This window comes from Absicoccus sp. (genome assembly GCF_034090965.1).
In the GTDB taxonomy this organism is placed as follows: Bacteria; Bacillota_I; Bacilli_A; order Erysipelotrichales; family Erysipelotrichaceae; genus Absicoccus; species Absicoccus intestinalis.
In genome coordinates this window covers 1-18190 of record NZ_JAXDRQ010000014.1, presented here as the reverse complement: position 1 = coordinate 18190, position 18190 = coordinate 1, and the positions used below count along the sequence as shown (strand labels likewise).

22 protein-coding genes and 1 riboswitch are annotated in these 18190 nt (G+C 39.4%); of the genes, 16 read left to right on the top strand and 6 right to left on the bottom strand.

The annotated features are described in order from the left end of the window. Positions 1-399: hypothetical protein (locus SOS22_RS02365; RefSeq protein WP_320596218.1), on the bottom strand; the 399-nt coding region annotated here is incomplete at its 3' end. 428 nt (positions 400-827) lie between these two features. Between SOS22_RS02365 and SOS22_RS02360 the strand changes: the two genes are divergently transcribed. The 7 genes from SOS22_RS02360 (at position 828) to SOS22_RS02330 (ending at position 6282) form a co-directional block, all read left to right on the top strand. Continuing rightward, on the top strand, positions 828-1184 hold the full coding sequence (locus SOS22_RS02360) for a DUF1304 domain-containing protein (RefSeq protein ID WP_277633636.1): 357 nt from the start codon (positions 828-830) through the stop codon (positions 1182-1184). 35 nt (positions 1185-1219) lie between these two features. Next, a complete protein-coding gene (locus tag SOS22_RS02355; protein ID WP_277633637.1) occupies positions 1220-2464 on the top strand; it encodes an AI-2E family transporter in 1245 nt (414 codons plus the stop codon). 60 nt (positions 2465-2524) lie between these two features. Beyond that, positions 2525-3514, top strand: a complete 990-nt coding sequence (locus SOS22_RS02350) for an NAD(P)-dependent oxidoreductase (RefSeq protein WP_320596217.1) — start codon at positions 2525-2527, stop codon at positions 3512-3514. 9 nt (positions 3515-3523) lie between these two features. Then, a complete protein-coding gene (locus SOS22_RS02345; protein WP_277633639.1) occupies positions 3524-3958 on the top strand; it encodes a LytTR family DNA-binding domain-containing protein in 435 nt (144 codons plus the stop codon). Next, on the top strand, positions 3958-4380 hold the full coding sequence (locus tag SOS22_RS02340) for a DUF3021 family protein (protein ID WP_277633640.1): 423 nt from the start codon (positions 3958-3960) through the stop codon (positions 4378-4380). Before SOS22_RS02345 ends, SOS22_RS02340 begins: the two co-directional genes overlap by 1 nt. Positions 4381-4465: 85 nt before the next feature. Then, positions 4466-5365, top strand: coding sequence for an ABC transporter ATP-binding protein (locus tag SOS22_RS02335; RefSeq protein ID WP_277633641.1), 900 nt, complete (start codon positions 4466-4468; stop codon positions 5363-5365). Positions 5366-5376: 11 nt separating this feature from the next. After that, positions 5377-6282 (top strand): ABC transporter permease, encoded by a 906-nt coding sequence (locus tag SOS22_RS02330; RefSeq protein ID WP_277633642.1) that lies wholly within the window; start codon positions 5377-5379, stop codon positions 6280-6282. Between the two features lie 19 nt (positions 6283-6301). On the opposite strand, the gene SOS22_RS02325 is transcribed toward SOS22_RS02330, so the two are convergent. Together SOS22_RS02325 and SOS22_RS02320 are read right to left on the bottom strand one after the other, a co-directional pair. Continuing rightward, on the bottom strand, positions 6302-7057 hold the full coding sequence (locus tag SOS22_RS02325; RefSeq protein WP_277633643.1) for a creatininase family protein: 756 nt from the start codon (positions 7055-7057) through the stop codon (positions 6302-6304). After that, positions 7054-7674, bottom strand: a complete 621-nt coding sequence (locus tag SOS22_RS02320; protein WP_320596216.1) for an ECF transporter S component — start codon at positions 7672-7674, stop codon at positions 7054-7056. The genes SOS22_RS02325 and SOS22_RS02320 overlap by 4 nt, the downstream gene beginning before the upstream one ends. Positions 7675-7763: 89 nt before the next feature. Continuing rightward, positions 7764-7878: riboswitch (FMN riboswitch) on the bottom strand. A 123-nt stretch (positions 7879-8001) separates the two neighbouring features. On the opposite strand from SOS22_RS02320, the gene SOS22_RS02315 reads away from it, so the two are divergent. The 4 genes from SOS22_RS02315 (at position 8002) to SOS22_RS02300 (ending at position 10556) form a co-directional block, all read left to right on the top strand. Further along, positions 8002-8742 carry an MmcQ/YjbR family DNA-binding protein gene (locus tag SOS22_RS02315; protein WP_320325384.1) on the top strand — a complete coding sequence of 247 codons (741 nt, stop codon included), beginning with the start codon at positions 8002-8004 and terminating at the stop codon, positions 8740-8742. Between the two features lie 41 nt (positions 8743-8783). Continuing rightward, positions 8784-9716 carry a cysteine synthase A gene (cysK, locus tag SOS22_RS02310; protein ID WP_320596215.1) on the top strand — a complete coding sequence of 311 codons (933 nt, stop codon included), beginning with the start codon at positions 8784-8786 and terminating at the stop codon, positions 9714-9716. A 106-nt stretch (positions 9717-9822) separates the two neighbouring features. Next, positions 9823-10158, top strand: coding sequence for a hypothetical protein (locus SOS22_RS02305; protein WP_277634222.1), 336 nt, complete (start codon positions 9823-9825; stop codon positions 10156-10158). A gap of 29 nt (positions 10159-10187) precedes the next feature. Next, entirely contained in the window at positions 10188-10556 is a 369-nt protein-coding gene (locus SOS22_RS02300; protein ID WP_277634223.1) for an alpha/beta hydrolase, read from the top strand. Here the strand turns inward: SOS22_RS02300 and SOS22_RS02295 are convergent. Both SOS22_RS02295 and SOS22_RS02290 read right to left on the bottom strand, forming a co-directional pair. Then, positions 10553-10879, bottom strand: a complete 327-nt coding sequence (locus SOS22_RS02295) for a branched-chain amino acid transporter permease (RefSeq protein WP_277634224.1) — start codon at positions 10877-10879, stop codon at positions 10553-10555. The two genes, SOS22_RS02300 and SOS22_RS02295, sit on opposite strands and share 4 nt — an antisense overlap. Then, positions 10872-11558: an AzlC family ABC transporter permease gene (locus tag SOS22_RS02290; protein WP_320596214.1), complete on the bottom strand. Its 687-nt coding sequence runs from the start codon at positions 11556-11558 to the stop codon at positions 10872-10874. Before SOS22_RS02290 ends, SOS22_RS02295 begins: the two co-directional genes overlap by 8 nt. Before the next feature lie 183 nt (positions 11559-11741). Here SOS22_RS02290 and lon point away from each other — a divergent pair, with 183 nt between their 5' ends. After that, on the top strand, positions 11742-14015 hold the full coding sequence (gene lon / locus SOS22_RS02285) for an endopeptidase La (protein WP_320596213.1): 2274 nt from the start codon (positions 11742-11744) through the stop codon (positions 14013-14015). A 26-nt stretch (positions 14016-14041) separates the two neighbouring features. On the opposite strand, the gene SOS22_RS02280 is transcribed toward lon, so the two are convergent. After that, positions 14042-15475: a DUF2252 domain-containing protein gene (locus SOS22_RS02280; RefSeq protein WP_320596212.1), complete on the bottom strand. Its 1434-nt coding sequence runs from the start codon at positions 15473-15475 to the stop codon at positions 14042-14044. 100 nt (positions 15476-15575) lie between these two features. Here SOS22_RS02280 and SOS22_RS02275 point away from each other — a divergent pair, with 100 nt between their 5' ends. From SOS22_RS02275 to SOS22_RS02260, 4 genes are all read left to right on the top strand, one after another. Beyond that, on the top strand, positions 15576-16184 hold the full coding sequence (locus SOS22_RS02275; RefSeq protein WP_277633743.1) for a TetR/AcrR family transcriptional regulator: 609 nt from the start codon (positions 15576-15578) through the stop codon (positions 16182-16184). Then, positions 16181-17389 (top strand): cation:proton antiporter, encoded by a 1209-nt coding sequence (locus tag SOS22_RS02270; RefSeq protein WP_320596211.1) that lies wholly within the window; start codon positions 16181-16183, stop codon positions 17387-17389. Before SOS22_RS02275 ends, SOS22_RS02270 begins: the two co-directional genes overlap by 4 nt. Positions 17390-17547: 158 nt before the next feature. Continuing rightward, entirely contained in the window at positions 17548-17877 is a 330-nt protein-coding gene (locus SOS22_RS02265; RefSeq protein ID WP_277633746.1) for a (2Fe-2S)-binding protein, read from the top strand. After that, a partial coding sequence (locus tag SOS22_RS02260; protein WP_320596210.1) for an FAD-dependent oxidoreductase occupies positions 17874-18190 on the top strand: 317 nt, incomplete at its 3' end. The genes SOS22_RS02265 and SOS22_RS02260, both read left to right, overlap by 4 nt.

Genomic DNA, 18190 nt, shown 5'->3' with positions numbered 1-18190 from the left:
GGTATTATTTTGACAAGTAACGGTTACCGTAGCTTGCGTGTTATCATCGCTCCATGTCCATCCACTGACTTTCCAGTTATGACCGGTTGCTTGTGAAGTAACGACTTCACGAGAATCCGTATAGGTTTTTCCATCAAAGAGTGTGCTTGCGGTATAAATGGTTTTGCCTGGCTCTGTACAAGTAGCCGGTTGTTGGCTGACGGTGATTTTTCCAGCACTCGATTGTTTTGCACCATCTTCTGTACAAGTTAAGGTTACATAAGCACTTGTATTGGAACGCCAGGTCCATACGCCTTGATTCCAAGTATGTTGTTGGTGTCCCGCTGCAAAAATACTGCTTGTAGCCGGCATACACAATAGGGTTGCAGTAACGGCTGCTAAAATACGATTTTTTTTCATTGCTTGAATCCCTCCAAAGTATTTTACTAAACTCAATATAAAAAAGATTTGTAAGAAAACTTTCGTATCCTGTTAAAATGGACGTAATGAATCATACAGTCATTGTCAAATCAAAATTGTGCATATCCAAAAAACAGGCGACAATGGAAAAAATCAGGAGGAATATGCATTTCCTGTTTGATTATACCATCATCCACGATGATTCGATTCATATGCCGATTTCCAAATGCATTGGATTGATCGTTATTTTTGTCGTTCCTCATTAGAAATCTGTCCATAGGTATTAGAAGAAAGTGGTGGAAAAGGAACTATTTATGGTATGATAAACATATTGTTTCAATGAAGTGGGAATAAGAAGATAGTTCTTATCATCCGGGGTTTTCAATTGCTATTTGAACCCATTGAAATGAATGGAGGAATTGAAAAATATGAATCTTGTAACGAAAATTTTATCAATATGCGTTGCTTTAGAGTTTCTTTATATCTTTTATCTAGAAACCATCGCCACAACGTCGGCAAAAACATCAAAAGTTTTTGGAATGACCAAACAGGAACTAAGTCAAAAAAATGTGAATGTCTTATTCAAGAATCAAGGTGTATACAATGGCTTGCTTTCGATACTGATCGTATTAGCCATTTTGGTTTTTTCAAGCAAGGCTGCTGTGATCTGTTTAATGAGCTATATTGTTGCCGTTGCATTGTATGGTAGTCTAACAAGCAATCCCAAGATTATCCTCATGCAGGGTGGACTGGCAATCTTGACTTTGTTGTCTTGTCTTTTTTAGCGTTTTGAAAACAAAAAAAATAATATGGAGAAAACATGGAAGATCATCGAAACGATAGTACGGATCGTAATAAACAAATCATAAAACCAAATCGGATCCGTGATCGACTAAAAGTGAATAAGCAATATACGGAAATATCACTCTATGTGATTGGCACATGTGTCATTTTATATATTTTATATGGTATCTTATCTTCGGCAGGCAACTTCTTTGCTGCACTCGGTAATACGCTTGCATGGATTGGTAGTATCTTAAAACCAATGGCGATTGGCTTTGTTTTTGCGTATTTGTTGTATCCACTTTGTGAAAAGGTTGAAGCCCAATGTAAAAAACGACCCTTTTTTCAAGAACGACCCAAAAGTGCCCATTATTTTGGGGTTGTGATTACAATTGGTGGCATTATTTTAGGACTCCTTGTTCTGATTAGTTTATTGATCCTTACGATCACCCAACAATTTAGTTCTCTTCATGATGCCAGTCTCTTTCAGATTATTCAAGCTTTTACACAAAGTCTCAATCAAATGTATCAAGGCCTCTTGACTTGGTTGGAAAAAATGAATGTGAAATCGGAACAAGCCAGACAAATTGTGGATGCGATCCGAAATGGGTTGACTTCCCATTTTGGAACAGGGGTACAAGGTATTGGTCATACGTTGAACAATATCAAATCCGTGGGATCAACGATTTTATTTTCAATCATTTTCTCGGTATATTTTATGCTTGATTGGCCAAGCCTTCATACCTATTGGGAAAATGTGGCCGAAGTCCTGTTTGGTGAAAAGACAACACCACATTTGAATCACATATGGAGAGATATCAGTACGGTATTTGCAGGATATATTCGTGGTCAAATGACCGATGCCATCTTTATGATGATAGCGGTCAGTGTCACTTTTTCCATAGCTCACATTCCTTATGGCATAGTCATTGGCGTATTAACAGGCATTGGCAATATGGTGCCTTATCTAGGTCCAATCGTAGGTTATGGTCTCACCTTGATATCGGGGATCTTATCGGGAAATGTCCAAGTGATCATCATCGGATGTATCATCCTTTTGATCATTCAAGGCGTGGATGGTGCCGTGGTGAATCCTCGTTTATTAAGTAAAAATGTGCAAATTCATCCGATGTTGGTTTTACTTGGCGTCATTGCTGGAAATAAGACCGGTGGATTTATTGGTATGTTGATTGCTGTACCTATCACCGCTTTGTTGAAGATATGGTTTGAACGTGGTATCCGCAAGATCAAAGAACGTCGTAAAGTGATAGAAGAAGGCTAACTTGTTGCGAGTAGCCTTTTTTCTTATAATAGAATGGACATAGATTGAGCGAGGGCAAGTATGAAAATATTATTTATTAGTGATCCAGTTCGTGTTGAAAAATACAAACCCAAAACGGAATTTGTGAAACACACAGACTATGCAGTTGTTGGCATCGATGCATCTGCCGATGAAATTATTGCCGCGGGAAAAGATGCAGATGTTGTCGTTGTGGATGCAATCAAGCCATTAACACGATATGAAATCGAACATATGCCAAAGTTAAAACTGATTCATTCAGAAGGTGTTGCATACAATAAAATTGATACGCAAGCCGCAAAAGAACAGGGTATCTATGTTTGTAACCAAAAAGGAGCCAATGCCGTTGCTGTAGCTGAACAAACCGTGTTATTGATGTTGGCTCTTTTACGCCATCTGATCCCTGGATATGATAGTGTTAAGGCAGGTCATCAAATTGAAACAAAGATGTATCTAATGTCACATGGCATTTATGAACTCAACGAAATGAAAGTCGGATTGATTGGGTTTGGTCATATTGGCCAAGAAGTGGCTCGACTGCTTCAACCCTTTGCACCAGAGGTTTATTACTACAAACGCCATCGACTTTCTGAGGAACAAGAAAATGCATATTCGGTTTCTTATCTATCCTTGGATGAATTATTGAAAGCATGTAATATCATAAGCATGCATGTACCTGTGACAGCCAAAACAACCAATATGTGCGATCAGACATTCTTTGAAAATATGCAAAATAATGCTTACTTTATCAATACGGCACGTGGTGAAATTGTTGATAATCAAGCTTTGGTGCAGGCCTTAGAATCCGGTAAATTAGCCGGTGTTGGCCTGGATACATTAGCTCCAGAACCCGTCCAAAAAGACAATCCATTGTTGCATCTACCTATCAATCTTCAGCAAAAAGTGATCATCTCTCCTCATATTGGTGGTTGTACGAGTGGCTTTTTCCGTCGTGCCAATCAATTGGAATGGGAAAATGCAAGGCACATTGCGCAAGGAGAAAGACCGGTCAATATTGTTAATGGCTTATAGGAATCAATCATGAAAGTCATCTATGAACAAGTTCAAAAAAGCCAAGAAGAAGCGGCTCATATCAAAGCAGTACAAAAGACAGCAACGATCCAACAAGCCATCGATTTGTTAGAAAATGGTGGTCAAACCATTTGGTGTCGGCATCGAAATGAAACCATTCGTATTCCTTTGCATCAAATTTATTATGTGGAATCCGTCGACAAACATACCTATGTCTATTTGAAAGATACTTGTTATGAAACAAAAAATCGATTGTATGAGTTAGAAAAGATATTCGATCCATTGTTTGCACGTTGTTCAAAAGCCATGATCATTAATCTTAGAAAGGTCAAACAAGTACAGTATGAAATCGGTGGTCGCATGCGTGCTGAATTGTTAAATGGCGAAGAAATCATCATTTCCCGAAGTTATGTCAAAGAAATCAAAAGGAGGTTGGATCTGTAATGGAGCGTTTCAAAGATATATTGCTGCAAGCCATTTCCATTTCCTTTGGCATTTTGTGTCTGGTTTCGATACAAGGTGTGATTGAACATATGCAAGGCTATTCCTTTCATTTGTCGTGGTATCACCCCATCTCTTTTGTGCTTTGTGGCTTCTTGTGTACCATTCCTTATTTCGTTTTAGATATTTTGCAACTCCATCCGATCCTATCTTCGATCATTCATATTTCGAGTGTCTATGCCATCGTTATGTATATGGGATCGCTTTGTGGTTGGTATGCGGATGGAGAAGGTGCTCTCTTTATTTCCATTGGTTATTTTATTGTCTACATCTTTGTTTGGTTTATCATGATCTGGATGGGTAAGAATGATGCCCAACAAATCAATGAAGCCTTAAAAGAAATTCAAGACAAAGATGCATCTTAGTTCGGTGTTTGTGCAACTTAGTTGCCAAACCCTTTTTTTATGATTTTTGATGTGCTATTTTCGATTTAGAAAGAGAGAATTCAATATGAAAATTATTGAAGTGAAACACTTAACGAAAAGATACAATGACCTTCTCGCTGTTGATGATATTTCTTTTGACGTTGAACAAGGAGAACTATTCGCTTTTCTTGGTGAGAATGGAGCGGGAAAATCAACCACGATCAATGTGTTATGTACGATTTTAGAAAAAAACCAAGGAGATATTCGTATTTGCGGGTATCAACTGGGAAAAGAAGATAGTGCGATTCGTAAAAATATTGGTATTGTTTTTCAAAATTCCGTATTGGATCCCAAGTTGACCGTACAAGAAAATCTCATAACTCGAGGGACTTTTTATGGCATGAAAAAAGCCGAGATCAACCAGCGATTGGCTGAATTTGAAACTTTTTTTGACATGCGATCCTTATGGAAAAAGCCCTATGGAACCTTATCGGGTGGACAAAGACGACGAGTCGATATTTGCCGAAGCTTGATCCACGATCCACGCATTTTATTTTTAGATGAACCAACAACAGGCTTAGATCCCAAAAATCGAAAATTGGTTTGGGAATATATTCATTTTCTGCAAAGAGAAAAAAAGATGACCATTTTTTTGACCACCCATTATATGGAAGAAACCACTCATGCTGATCATGTCGTGATCTTAGATCAAGGAAAGATCATGACACAGGGAACGCCATCGCAATTAAAAGATCGTTTTGCTCCAACCCATTTTCTTTGGTACACCCAACCAAGTCTCGAAGCAGAAACGATCGTATCCCAGCTGGGTACGTGTCACTATGAACAAGATCATTATGTAGTAGAAATACATGGCAATATCACTTCTTTTCTATATACATATCGTAACGAAATCGTAGACTATGAAATTATCAAAGGGAGCATGGATGATGTTTTTTTACATTGTACCGGGCATACATTAGAGTAGAGAGGCAGCGTATGAATGGATATATTGGACTCACAAAACGAAATTTACTGTTATATTTTAAAGATCGACAAGCCATTATTTTTTCTTTATTGACACCCATTATCGTATTTATGCTCTATCTTTTATTTCTAAAAAACAATTATGTCGATAGCATCCAACAAATCGTGCAAGCCATGCATCTTTCAATCCAAGAACGATCCATCGATTTGATCGTGTACACTATGTTACTGACAGGAATTACAGGTTCTTCTTTGATCACCATTCCTTATAGTTGTTTAAGTACCATTGTGAAAGATAAAGAAAGCAAGGTCGATGCAGATATTGCGACAACCCCCATGAAACGTTATCAAATTGCGTTGGCCTATTACACCAGTGCGACCATTTCTGCTTTTGTGATGACATCTCTCTTGTTTACCATTGGCTTGTTGTTTATGCAAAGTGTCGGTCATTTATACCTAGCAACGGATACGATCTTGCGATTGTATGGCACGATTGGCATCGGTTCGATCTCCGCAACAGCCTGTCTGATGGTCCTTGTTTTGTTTTTTAGAAGCACTGCAGCCAGTGATGCTTTTTATGGCTTATTATCAGCAGGTTGTGGCTTTGTGATTGGTGCCTATATTCCCTTGTCGCAATTTTCCAAGTCCATCCAAACGGTCTGTAATCTTTTGCCGGCCACACATATTACGGTGATGATGCGTAATTTATTGACAAAAGGGTTCTTGACTCATATAAAAAAGTCAATCCTCGGAGGAAATCTATTTGTGAAAGAAATAAAGAACGTATTTTCTTTTCAAGCAACAATGTTTGATCATGAGATTTCGATGAATCAGTCTCTTTCTTATATTGGCATTCTCTTTGTGTTATCTCTTTTTGCGATTGTTTTTGTCTATGCCAAGACATATCGAAGAAAATAAAAAAACCACAAATTGTGGCTTAATGAAATTGGCGAATTTGTCTTAAAGCATCAATTAGATGTTCTACGGAAACTTGGAAGATGATTTCGCCTTTTTCTTTGGTTGCTCCGCTTGGATCACCACCGATACCAATGGGCTTTCCATCCTCTGTGACAAAGTCTTCCCCTAGCCAAGATAGATGGGTTTCGAATGCTTGATTTTTTATATGCCCTTTTTCGCAGGTTTCTAAATGAACCAAGTTTTCATCGATAGCCATGACCATGGACGTTTCCATTTCACCGCCATGAAAATCAAACGTATTTCCTTTCGATATGGTTGCTTGCACGCGTGGATCATCAAAAGCACCGGACTGCAAGACAAAGACATTCATCCCAAAATCGGAGCGAATTTCTCTTGATATCATTTGAGCTGTAGGGGCATTACCACCATGACACACCAACAAGACGACTTTTTGAAAACCATGATGGGCTAAGCTTGCACAAATATCATACAACATCGCATAGTAGGTCATGGGTTTATAGGTGATCGAACCACAAAAATGCTTATGTTCAGTACTTAATCCAATGGGCATGGTTGGAAAAACAAGAAGGGGAAAGGTATCTTCGAATTGATCAAAGATACGTTGTGCCATGGTGTTGGCAATGAAGTAATCGGTTCCCAAAGGGGCTTGATTACCATGTTGTTCCAAAGCACCCAATGGAATAAGGACGATGGCTTCTTCTTTGTTGATTTGTTCCATTTCCAATCGTGTTACATTCGCATAATACTGTTTCATGCGGTATGTCTTTCTACTTTGAAGGCGGTATGTTTCAAGACAACATGATCATAAACGACATAGCCAATAATATAATTCAATGAGATCTTAATGATATTGAATGGAATGGTTGCCAACATGATAAAACTACGAAGATTGGTAATATTGCCATTCGCAAAGCTAACCGCTTTGATCACATCGTTTAAATTCATGCTCATCGCTTTCGCATAGAGAGGCAAAGTGATATACGCGTTACAGAAACATGCCCAAGCCGTTCGAACCAATACGCCAATGACCAAAGAAGCAAAAATGGCTTTATTGGTTTTTCCCATCTTGGTATAAACGATCCATGTTGGGATCACAAAAACGGCAACACCAAGCACATTGGCCAATTCACCGACATAAGCTGTATTTGTACCTACGGTCAATACTTTGATGAGAATCTTGATGATTTCGACCATGGTTGCCGATAATGGTCCCATCGTAAATAAAGCAATGACAGTTGGTACATCCGAAAAGTCAATTTTGTAGAATACCGGCATCAATGGCACAGAGATTTCCAATGACATCAAAACGCCGGCAACGGCAGTCAACATCGCAGTAAATACTAATTTTTTCACATTCCAATTTTTCATCATACGTCTCCTTTTTCTTTTGGACAAAAGGATCTTCGAAAAAGAAAAAACCAGCACCATTCGGGTACTGGTATGCATGCATATAAAAAAGCATTTTTCTTCTACCATCCAGACTATACTGTCGGTTCTGGAATTGCACCAGATCATGCCGTACGGCTCGCGGACTCTACCGCCGATAGGGAATTTCACCCAACCCCGAAGAATTCTTTTATCTGTTACAACCATATCATAATTTTTATTTGTGTCAACCGGAAATTTGTTCGTATATAAAAAACAGATGAATAGGAAAAATGGACGATTTATGATATATTTCAATAAACGAGGATAACAATGAAAGAAGCAATCATCCAGTATATACAAAAACAATATGGCATTGATCCAGACTATCCTTTTGTGAATGCACCAACCGATCCAGTATGGAACCGCCAAGACAATCATGCTTGTTTTGCACGGATATTGCGTGTACCGAGTAAACAACTCGGTCTTTATGGGACGGAAGAAGACATTTTGGATGTGAAGGTCAGTGATCCTTTTTTAGTGGATATCATGGTGGATGAGCCAGGCTATGATCGAAATCATCAGAAAGGAAATTGGCTATCGATTCAATTGGATGGCACCATTGACTTAGAAGATATATATCGTTGGATTGATGAAAGTTATCGTGTGGCTGGCTCAAAATCCAAGAAATCAAAAAAACGTGGATTGAAAGAATGGATCATACCAGCCAATCCGAAATACTATGATATCGAACATGCTTTTGATGATGTTCAAACAATCGATTGGAAACAAGGACGCGGCATCCAAGTTGGTGATCTTGTGTTTATGTATGTGGGTGCACCTATATCCGCCATCCTTTATGAATGCCAAGTAATCCAAACGCATATTCCTTATCTGTATAAAGATAAGAATTTAAACATATCCGCATTGATGAAAATACGTTTATTAAAAAGATATCCACCCGAAGCATTTTCTTTTTCTCGATTAAAGAATGAATTTGGCGTATATGCTATCCGTGGACCTCGAGGTCTGCCACATGCTTTATTTGAAGCATTGGATGTTTATGAAAAGTAGACTGTACTATACTAAAACTTGTACATAGAGGAAGTAAATACATGATTTATCATACAGTTTTAGAAGCGGTGGGGCATACACCGATGATTCGTTTACAACGATTGACAAATGAAGAAGATGCGCAAGTATTGGTGAAATTTGAAGGTGTGAATATTGGTGGGTCCATCAAGACAAGAACGGCATTGACGATGATCGAACAGGCTGAAAAACAAGGAAAGATCCATAAAGATACCATCATTGTTGAGCCAACCTCAGGCAATCAAGGCGTGGGATTGGCTTTGGTAGCTGCTGTGAAAGGATATAAGACGATCATCATCATGCCCGATTCTGTCAGTGAAGAACGACGAAAATTGGTCAAACAATACGGAGCCGAAGTGATTTTAATGCATGATGCTGGCAATATTGGCGATTGCATTCAAGCTTGTGTCACTAAAGCCAATACAATGGCCAAGGAAGATCCACGTGTATTTGTACCCCAACAATTTGAGAATGAAAATAATATTTTGGCACATAAAACCTATACCGCACAAGAAATCTTAGAACAAGTGGATGGTCCGATTGATGGGTTCTGTTCCGGTATTGGTACTGGCGGTACGATCACTGGTGTTGGTGAAGTATTAAAAGCCAAAAATCCAAATATTGAAATTTGGGTGGTCGAACCAGAAAAAGCAGCCATTCTTTCGGGTAAGCCAGTGGGTACACATCTACAAATGGGGATTGGTGATGGTTTGATCCCACCGATTTTGGATCAAGACATTTATTCACATATTTGTATCATTTCCGATGAAGAAGCCATACAAACGGCTAAACAGCTTGCTTGTAAAGAAGGTCTTCTTTGTGGCATTTCCAGTGGGACCAATGTAGCGGCTGCATTGAAATTAGCCAAAAAATTAGGAAAAGGAAAAACGGTCGTGACCATTCTTCCTGATACAGCCGAACGGTATTATTCGACGGCGTTATTTGATCAAGAGTAGAGCTGATACAGCTCTTTTTTAGTATTCAATAGATGTATGGTGCCATAGGTATTCGATATTGTACAAAAGAACAGGAATCCATAGAATGAAGTAGGGAAGTGATGGAATGTATACAAAACAAACACCAATCCGGGATGTAATAGAAGATTCCCTTTTTGAGAACTATGGTCAGTTATTATTTCCTGTCGATCCAGGATATATGAATGGTAGTACCCTAGGTGATCTTAGCTTGACTTGGTACAACAATATCAATCCAGATAAAACCGTAGAGATCGTACAGTTTTTACATGATCAGAAAGAAAATGGCTACACCATTTTTTATGATATCTATTCAGAAGAAGAAAAGCAGAGGGATGTAAGAAAGCGCAATACGGGTCTCTTTTTCTTTCCAGGAAAAGAAAAGGTACCAACCGCTATTGTGAATGCAGGTTTGCGTATGTAGGAGCGATGTAAGATAGTTTTCCCGTTGCTTTGGAATTATCAAAAAAAGGATACAATGCGTTTGCGTTGATTTATCGTCCCGGGGCACAAACAGCTTGTGAAGACTTGGCTTGTGCCATCGCCTTTTTATTTACTCATCAAAAGGAATTGGGGATTCCGATGGCAAATTATTCATTATGGGGTGGTTCAGCTGGCGTAAGAATGGCTGCTTGTGTTGGCACCAATGATTGGATCGCATCGTATCAAGCGATGACTCGACGTATTCAAAAGATCAAAGCGAATGGAACCGATGCGCAAATCGATATATTTCCTGGTTTATCGCATGGCTTTGGTTTGGGTGAAGGTACGGTTGCCCAAGGATGGCTTGAAAAAGCGATTTCTTTTTGGCAAAAACATTAAAAGATCACTTGAACCAAAAACATGTATAAAATGGTTCCCCCGGCAATGCTCAATAGAGTATTTCGTTTCCAAACATAGGAGCCAACGACAACGAGCGTTGCGATGCACTCGGGTAAGCCATGAGGCGTTTCTACCCATTGAATATTACGAAGACAATAAACCACCAACATACCCATGATGGCGTAAGGTAATACCGATGCCAAATAGGTTATATATGTTGGGGTTTCTTTTTTATTGCCAAAAACGAGAAAAGGGCAAAAGCGTAAAAAAATGGTCACAATAGCCATGATAATGATCAAAAGTAAGGTATGTGAATCAGTCATGGGTTTCCTCGCTTTCTAGGCGCTTTCGAAAGATGGTCAAAAGGAAGGTGATCGAAATCATAGTGGGAATCAAGAATTGATCCGGGCCAAAAAGCCATCGACACAGAATGGAACAAAAAACACCAATGATCGCACTGATATGATTTTTGGTGTCTAGCCATTGTTGGGTAAAAACCACTAGGAAAAGGGCTGTCATCGCAAAATCAATGCCCGTTGTATTGAATGTGAAGACACTGCCTAACAGACCACCAAGTACACTACCGATGATCCAATAGATTTGATCAAGCAGGGTCACAAAAAAATAATATTTATTTTGATCGATGCCTTCAGGCACTTCACCGCTACAGACCAAAGAATAGGTTTCATCGGTCAGACCAAAGATCAAATACGGTTTATAGGGTTGGGTATTTCGATATCGATCGATCATGGATAAGCCGTAAAAGAGATGGCGAGCATTGACCATCAGGGTCATCAGGGCCGTGGTGATCAGGCTAGCACCAGAAGTGATCAGATCAATGGCTACATATTGCATGGAACCGGCATAAATAAATAAACTCATCAAAAGTGCCCAGATTGGACCATATCCTTTGGCTTCGAGCAGCACGCCAAAACCAAGACCAAGAACGATATAACCAGCCATCACGGGCAATGATTGTTTGCAGGCATATTTCAATGTCATGTACATCCCTCCCCAAATTGGACATATGAATTATTATACCAAGAATGTGAATTTTATGAGAAAGATATCAAAAGATCGTTTTATTTTTGATTGTATGGCTTGACATTCATACGAGCCAGGGGTATATTTAGCCCATGATTAGCACTTGACAAACTACAGTGCTAAAAACGGAGGTGTTTATTTATGATACTTTTACCGATTTATAACACGTTGATTCTTCCCAATACAAGAGTGTATTTTCAAACGGAAGATTTTAAAGAAGTCACCAACCATGAACCGACACAAGGAAGTCGTGTTTTATTTTTAATGGAAAAGGAAAAGACAGCACCCGAAGATTTGGATGAAAATAGTTTTTATCCAATTGGTGTGCGTGGGGAAATTACGGAGGTCAATGACCAAGGATATGTGGCTATTGAAACCAATAATCGCGTTCGCTTAAATGATATTTATAAAGTAGCGGATCAAACATTCGATTTTTCATTAACACGTTTGAATGATATTGATGATCTCGATAGTGCAACGGAAGCACAGAAAGTTGAAGGCATCAAAGAAGCTATTTTAGAGTTTAGTGAAAATACCCCTTGGGGCAGGGACGCAAAGAACTTTATTCAAGGATTTGATTCTTTGGAGCAAATGGTCGTTACGGCCTCGCCTTGGTTAACGATTACCAATGAAGAGCGATATCATTTATTGGAAATAGATAGTCGTGCTCAAAGAGCCGAAGCCATTGAAAAGATCATGTATGAATTTAGTGAGACCGCACAAGTTCAAAATGATGCTGCTCGGGCGCAGCAGGAAGATTATCGAAAATTGTATAAAGAACAAGCCATTAAAAAACAATTGGATTATCTGCAAAAAGAATTGGATGATATGCACCCGGAAAATGTAACGGATATTCGTCGCTTACAGATGCGAATTGAAGAATCGGGTATGAATGAAGATGCGCGAAAAGAAGCGGAAAAAGCCTTGAATCGTTTAAAACAAGAAGGCAACAACAGTCCTGAATATGGTATGCTTTATGACTATTTGGATTTTATGACTTCGCTAGCTTGGCGAAAGGAAGCACCGGAAAAGATTGATTTGAAAGAAGCCGAAGCCGTTTTGGATCGCGAACACTTTGGTTTGGAGAAGATCAAGCGAAGGATCATCCAACAAATTGCGGTGATGAATTTAAAGAAGCAGCAATCGGGCTCCATTCTTTTGTTTGTCGGTGCACCAGGTACAGGGAAAACAAGCATTGGCAAAAGTATAGCGGATGCTTTGCATCGAAAATATGTGCGCGTCAGTTTAGGCGGTGTCCGTGATGAAGCGGATATTCGTGGTCATCGTCGGACCTATATTGGTGCGATGCCTGGACGAATCATGGATGGAATCAAAAAAAGTGGGGTATCCAATCCAGTCATGGTCTTAGATGAAGTGGACAAATTATCTTCTTCTTATAATGGCGATCCAGCCAGTGCTCTATTGGAAGTATTGGATCCTGAACAAAATTCTACCTTTACCGACCACTATATGAATGTACCTTATGATTTATCGGATGTTTTATTTGTATGTACCGCCAATACGATGGATACGATTCCTGAACCATTATTGGATCGTATGGAAGTGATTCGTTTTTCTGGTTATTCTGCATCGGATAAGTTACAAATTGCGAAAAAACATTTGTTGCCAAAAGCCATGGAATCTATGGGCATCACAAAGGATATGTTGGAAGTACCAGATCCAACCATTGAAGAAATGATTTCAGGTTATACGATGGAAAGTGGTGTTCGTGGTTTAAAGAATCGTTTGGATACACTTTGTCGTTCCGTTGCTGTTCATGTAGAACAAGAAGATGATAAAAAAGTTACGGTCTTATCTGAAGATCTACCTGAACTATTGGATATGCAACCGATTCGTCATGGTCGAAAACTAACGGAAACCAAGCCGGGTATCGTGACTGGTCTTGCTTGGACAAGTGCTGGTGGAGAAATTTTATTTATTGAAACTCTATTTACCAAAGGTCAAGGCAAGACCATCATTACGGGTCAGTTGGGGGATGTCATGAAGGAGTCGGCACAAATTGCCATCAGTATTGTGAAATCTATGTTCCCGGAAAAAGAAGAATTGTTTGAAGAAAATGATTTACATATTCATGTGCCAGAAGGAGCGGTACCAAAAGATGGACCTTCGGCGGGTATTACTCTAACGACGGCCTTAGCTTCCTTAGTCACTGGTAAAAAAGTAGATCCTACGGTTGGTATGACTGGTGAAGTCTCTTTACGCGGGGTAGTTAGCGCGATTGGTGGTTTGCCTGAAAAGTTAATGGCGGCGGCTCGTGCCGGATTAAAGACCATTTATATTCCGGAAGAAAATATTCGTGATTTAAAAGATGTGCCTCAAGAAGTAAAAGATCAGTTACAAATTATTGGGGTCAAAGAAGTATCAGATGTATTAAAAGCCAATCATATTGCATAAAAAGCTGTAGCGAAATCGTTACAGCTTTATTTTAGCGCTTGTAGAAAAGTTTGATAATCATCTTCATTTTGATTGGCATAGGCCTGTGCAAATTGAACCATCGACTGAATAAAACGACCATTTTTTCCTAAATAACCGGCAATCGCAAATCGATTTCCGGTTTTTGCGTGTGCATGAGCCAATGTTCTTGCACATAAAGCACAATAGCCCACAAAATCATTGGCTTCGATTTTTGCCAGGTTGAAAGCACCTTTATAATCCCATAGCTGTCGAACATAGTAATCCAACCATTTGCCTTCGCCAAGCGGAATGCTGACCCAACCTGTTAAAATGTCTCCGGCGGTTTGGGCTGCTCGTAAACCTTCGACGACACGGCGTCCATGTTCATGAAAGATGGATGTACCGGCATTGGGTTCCAAAACGGATTCGTTGGCTTCTTTGATTTGTAAGATGAGGGTATCTTGATTGGAACCACCTTCCAGTAAAATGACCCAAGAACGCGTGCCGACACTACCAACACCAACGACTTTAAAGGCAATATCTCGAATCGTATATTGATCAATGATAAAACGGCGTTCTTTGGGTAAACTCAAACGATAGGTCTTCATCATCAATTCCAGTTGTTTGGATAATTGTTTCGGTGTGATCGACATATTTTTTTGTTCGAAGATGGTACGGATCGGCAAAATTTCGGGTGGATCTTCTTTGAAACGATAATGACCATCCACAAATTCCGTTAGTTTTTCGATGGCTCTTTCTTGATTCTTTTGCAGTGCTTTGTTCATGGTCTTTTGGAGCACATCATTACTAATGAGATCTTTCGTGCTTGTCTGTAAGGTTTCCATATCAATATGGTCATACCAAACGGCCAAAGGACTCATCGAGGCATATTGATGCATGGAATCTTGATATGTTTTTATGGCCAGTTGGATGGCTTGAGAGCGTAATTCCGATGTAAAACCACGATCACGACCACAAACTTCCATGCTGGCGACCATGCGTTTGATGTCCCATTCCCAAGGGGCGGGCAGGGTCTCATCAAAGTCATTGAGGTCAAAAACGAGGTGTCTTTCGGGTGAGGTAAAAATGCCAAAGTTGGCAATGTGCGCATCGCCACAGGCTTGCACACGAATGTTGGTGGAAGAAAGCTCACTCATATCGGAAGCCATCACGATAGCCGCTCCGCGTAAAAAAGCAAAGGTAGAGGCTTTCATTCGTTCATGGCGCAGGGGGACGATATCTTGGACGCGATTTCTTTCTTGATCAAAGATCAGTTGGATCTTATCGATTCGATGGGCACGAAATGGCCATTGACCTTGTTGGGTGCGAGAAATCGTTTTGCGTAGGGATTTTCCATATTTTTTTCCTTGATCGGGATTGTATTTTTCAGTGCTTTGAATTTCTCTTAAAAAGGCATTTCGAATATTTTCTAGTAACGGAAAGGTTTTTACGTTATTCATGATAGGACTCTTTTTTTTCTTTATATATCGAAAAAGAAAGAATCGGCATCCTATTATTGACCAACAGGTCAATAATAATTACAATAGCTTTGGTGATCGTATGCGAAAAGAAATGAAGACGCAATTGACGAAAGAAAAAATCTTGAAAGCAGGTATACAAGAATTTGGTCAGAATGGATATGCGGGTAGTTCGATCAATGCGATTTGTGCGACAGGCATCAATAAAGGATTGATTTATCATAATTATAAAGATAAAGATGATCTCTATCTGGCATGTGTGAAACGAATGATAGCAGATATGGTCAGTGATATTGAAGCACAAATGAGCAAAGAGGTGACCTATAACGCAGCTCGTATGCACTTTTTTTCTTCCCATGAAATGGAAGCAAGACTCTTTTTGGAAATCATGGTGAATCCACCACAAAAATTAGAAGCCAAAATTAAAAAATTACGGATTCCTATGGATTCTCTTAATAAACAACAATTTGGTGAATTACTTTCAAAACATACACTTCGTGACAATGTGAGTGAAGAAATAGCCTATCAATGGATGGAATGGATGCAAACGTTTTATAACATGTGGTTCCAAAGACAAGAAAGCAAAAATGTAAGCTTTATGGATCGCATGGAACAACATGAAAAAGGCGTTGCGCAATGTATTGATTTGATGTTGTATGGCATTGCCCAAAAGAAGGAGGAATCAAAATGATGATCATACGATGGCTTTTCACTTTAGTCTGTGCTTTCTTTATTGGTCGTTTGATGACCAAGATCCATATGCCATCGATCTTAGGATGGTTGATTGCAGGCATGGCTTTGGGACCTCATGCTCTGAATTTGATGCCTCAAACGATATTGGACAGCAATTGGTATAACTTGATCCAAGATATCTTAAGTGTTGGTGTTGGCTTGATGTTAGGTACAGAATTGATTTGGAAAAAGCTCAAAAAATATGGACGAGCTTTATTGATCACGACCTTGACTCAATCCCTAGGTACTTTTTTGATCGTTTCGCTTGTTTTTAGTGTTGTTTTCTATTTTCAAGGTATTCCAATCTGGTTAGGTTTTGCCTTTGGCGGGATTGCCTTGGCAACAGCACCGGCTCCTGCCTTATCCATTACGCAGGAATACCATACCAAAGGGCCGGTCACCAATACCTTATTGCCTATGGCCGTATTGGATGATATCGTCGGTATCATTGTCTTTTTTAGTGTCAATGCAGCCATTGCCAAACAAGTATCGGCTGGATCAATGCCTTGGTACATGGTCCCCATCATGATCTTCTTACCCATCCTCATTGGGATCCTTCCTGGATATATCACGGGGAAATGGTTACAACGAAGTGAAAAACCCGCATCGATGTTATCCATTATCTTATTAATGATCGTCGCAACTGCTCTGTTTGGGTGGGCTTGTAATACGTATGTAACCCCAAGCATTAGTTTGAACTATGTGTTGATTGGCGTGTCCTTTTCCACCGTATTTTCCAATATGGTATCGGATGAGAAGCTTCAAACCATTATCCAAATCTATAATCCATGTCTTTTGGTTGCCCTATTAACAAGTATCGTCAATTTAGGAGCGCCATTGAATTATCATCTTGTGATTGGAGCTGGACTCTATACGGTTTTATATATTGTCAGTCGTGCCTTTGGAAAGTATTTTGGCGCAAGATTTGGTGCCCATCGAACCGAACTACCAGAAACGGTACAAAAATATTTGGGTTTGACCTTATTACCCCATAGCGGTGTCTCTTTGATTTTTACTGGCATCATTTGTGCTACTTTATCCCAAGAACCAAACTTAGTACATATTGTACAAGGTACGATTGCGGCGGCTGCCATTATCAATGAATTTATTGCGGTCTTGGTTGCCAAGAAAGGATTTGAATTAGCTGGTGAAATGAACGCATAGAAAAAACCGAATCATTTGAATTTTCATAAAAAACATCCATTAGTATTGATTTTTACAATTTTTAAGCCAATCGCTTATGTATTATAAGCCTATAGATAAAGGTGTCTAGAAGGAAAGATTCATAGACGCCTTTTTCTTTTGTAGAAAGGATGAGAACAATGGATGCAAGAATTGCAGAACATCCGATTTTAGGGAAACAAGAAAAGGGAAATTTGATCACATTTTATTTTGATGGCAAACCCATGCAAGGCTATGAAGGAGAGCCCATTGCCATGGCTTTGAAAGCACAAGGTGTCATGGTGCATCGCTATACGAATAAACAACATAAACCTAGAGGTATCTTTTGTGCCATTGGTCGATGTACCGATTGTGTCATGGTTGTTGATGGAAAACCAAATATTCGTACTTGTGTCACTCCATTGAAAGCCGGCATGCAAGTACAAACACAATATGGGGTTCGTGCTATGAAAGAAGGTGACCAAAAATGAAACGATATGATCTCATTGTTGTCGGGGCTGGGCCTTCTGGATTATCCGCTGCGATCGAAGCCGCCAAAAAAGGCCTTCACGTTGTGGTATTTGATGAAAATGAAAAACCAGGCGGTCAGTTATTTAAACAAATTCATAAATTCTTTGGTTCCAAGGAACATAAAGCCAAGATTCGAGGATTTAAGATTGGGGAAAGCTTATTAGCCGAAGCCGATGAAGCCGGTGTCGAAGTGGTCTTGAATGCAACGGTTTGTGGCTTGTATCAAGAAAAGGAATTGACCGTTCGTATCCATGATCAGATCCATCATTATAA

Excerpts from the sequence above, each read along its gene's own strand:
- SOS22_RS02360 (WP_277633636.1), top strand. The coding sequence starts at position 828 with ATGAATCTTGTAACGAAAATTTTATCAATATGCGTTGCTTTAGAGTTT.
- SOS22_RS02355 (WP_277633637.1), top strand. The coding sequence starts at position 1,220 with ATGGAAGATCATCGAAACGATAGTACGGATCGTAATAAACAAATCATA.
- SOS22_RS02350 (WP_320596217.1), top strand. The coding sequence starts at position 2,525 with ATGAAAATATTATTTATTAGTGATCCAGTTCGTGTTGAAAAATACAAA.
- SOS22_RS02345 (WP_277633639.1), top strand. The coding sequence starts at position 3,524 with ATGAAAGTCATCTATGAACAAGTTCAAAAAAGCCAAGAAGAAGCGGCT.
- SOS22_RS02340 (WP_277633640.1), top strand. The coding sequence starts at position 3,958 with ATGGAGCGTTTCAAAGATATATTGCTGCAAGCCATTTCCATTTCCTTT.
- SOS22_RS02335 (WP_277633641.1), top strand. The coding sequence starts at position 4,466 with ATGAAAATTATTGAAGTGAAACACTTAACGAAAAGATACAATGACCTT.
- SOS22_RS02330 (WP_277633642.1), top strand. The coding sequence starts at position 5,377 with ATGAATGGATATATTGGACTCACAAAACGAAATTTACTGTTATATTTT.
- SOS22_RS02325 (WP_277633643.1), bottom strand. The coding sequence starts at position 7,057 with ATGAAACAGTATTATGCGAATGTAACACGATTGGAAATGGAACAAATC.
- SOS22_RS02320 (WP_320596216.1), bottom strand. The coding sequence starts at position 7,674 with ATGATGAAAAATTGGAATGTGAAAAAATTAGTATTTACTGCGATGTTG.
- SOS22_RS02315 (WP_320325384.1), top strand. The coding sequence starts at position 8,002 with ATGAAAGAAGCAATCATCCAGTATATACAAAAACAATATGGCATTGAT.
- cysK (WP_320596215.1), top strand. The coding sequence starts at position 8,784 with ATGATTTATCATACAGTTTTAGAAGCGGTGGGGCATACACCGATGATT.
- SOS22_RS02305 (WP_277634222.1), top strand. The coding sequence starts at position 9,823 with ATGTATACAAAACAAACACCAATCCGGGATGTAATAGAAGATTCCCTT.
- SOS22_RS02295 (WP_277634224.1), bottom strand. The coding sequence starts at position 10,879 with ATGACTGATTCACATACCTTACTTTTGATCATTATCATGGCTATTGTG.
- SOS22_RS02290 (WP_320596214.1), bottom strand. The coding sequence starts at position 11,558 with ATGACATTGAAATATGCCTGCAAACAATCATTGCCCGTGATGGCTGGT.
- lon (WP_320596213.1), top strand. The coding sequence starts at position 11,742 with ATGATACTTTTACCGATTTATAACACGTTGATTCTTCCCAATACAAGA.
- SOS22_RS02280 (WP_320596212.1), bottom strand. The coding sequence starts at position 15,475 with ATGAATAACGTAAAAACCTTTCCGTTACTAGAAAATATTCGAAATGCC.
- SOS22_RS02275 (WP_277633743.1), top strand. The coding sequence starts at position 15,576 with ATGCGAAAAGAAATGAAGACGCAATTGACGAAAGAAAAAATCTTGAAA.
- SOS22_RS02270 (WP_320596211.1), top strand. The coding sequence starts at position 16,181 with ATGATGATCATACGATGGCTTTTCACTTTAGTCTGTGCTTTCTTTATT.
- SOS22_RS02265 (WP_277633746.1), top strand. The coding sequence starts at position 17,548 with ATGGATGCAAGAATTGCAGAACATCCGATTTTAGGGAAACAAGAAAAG.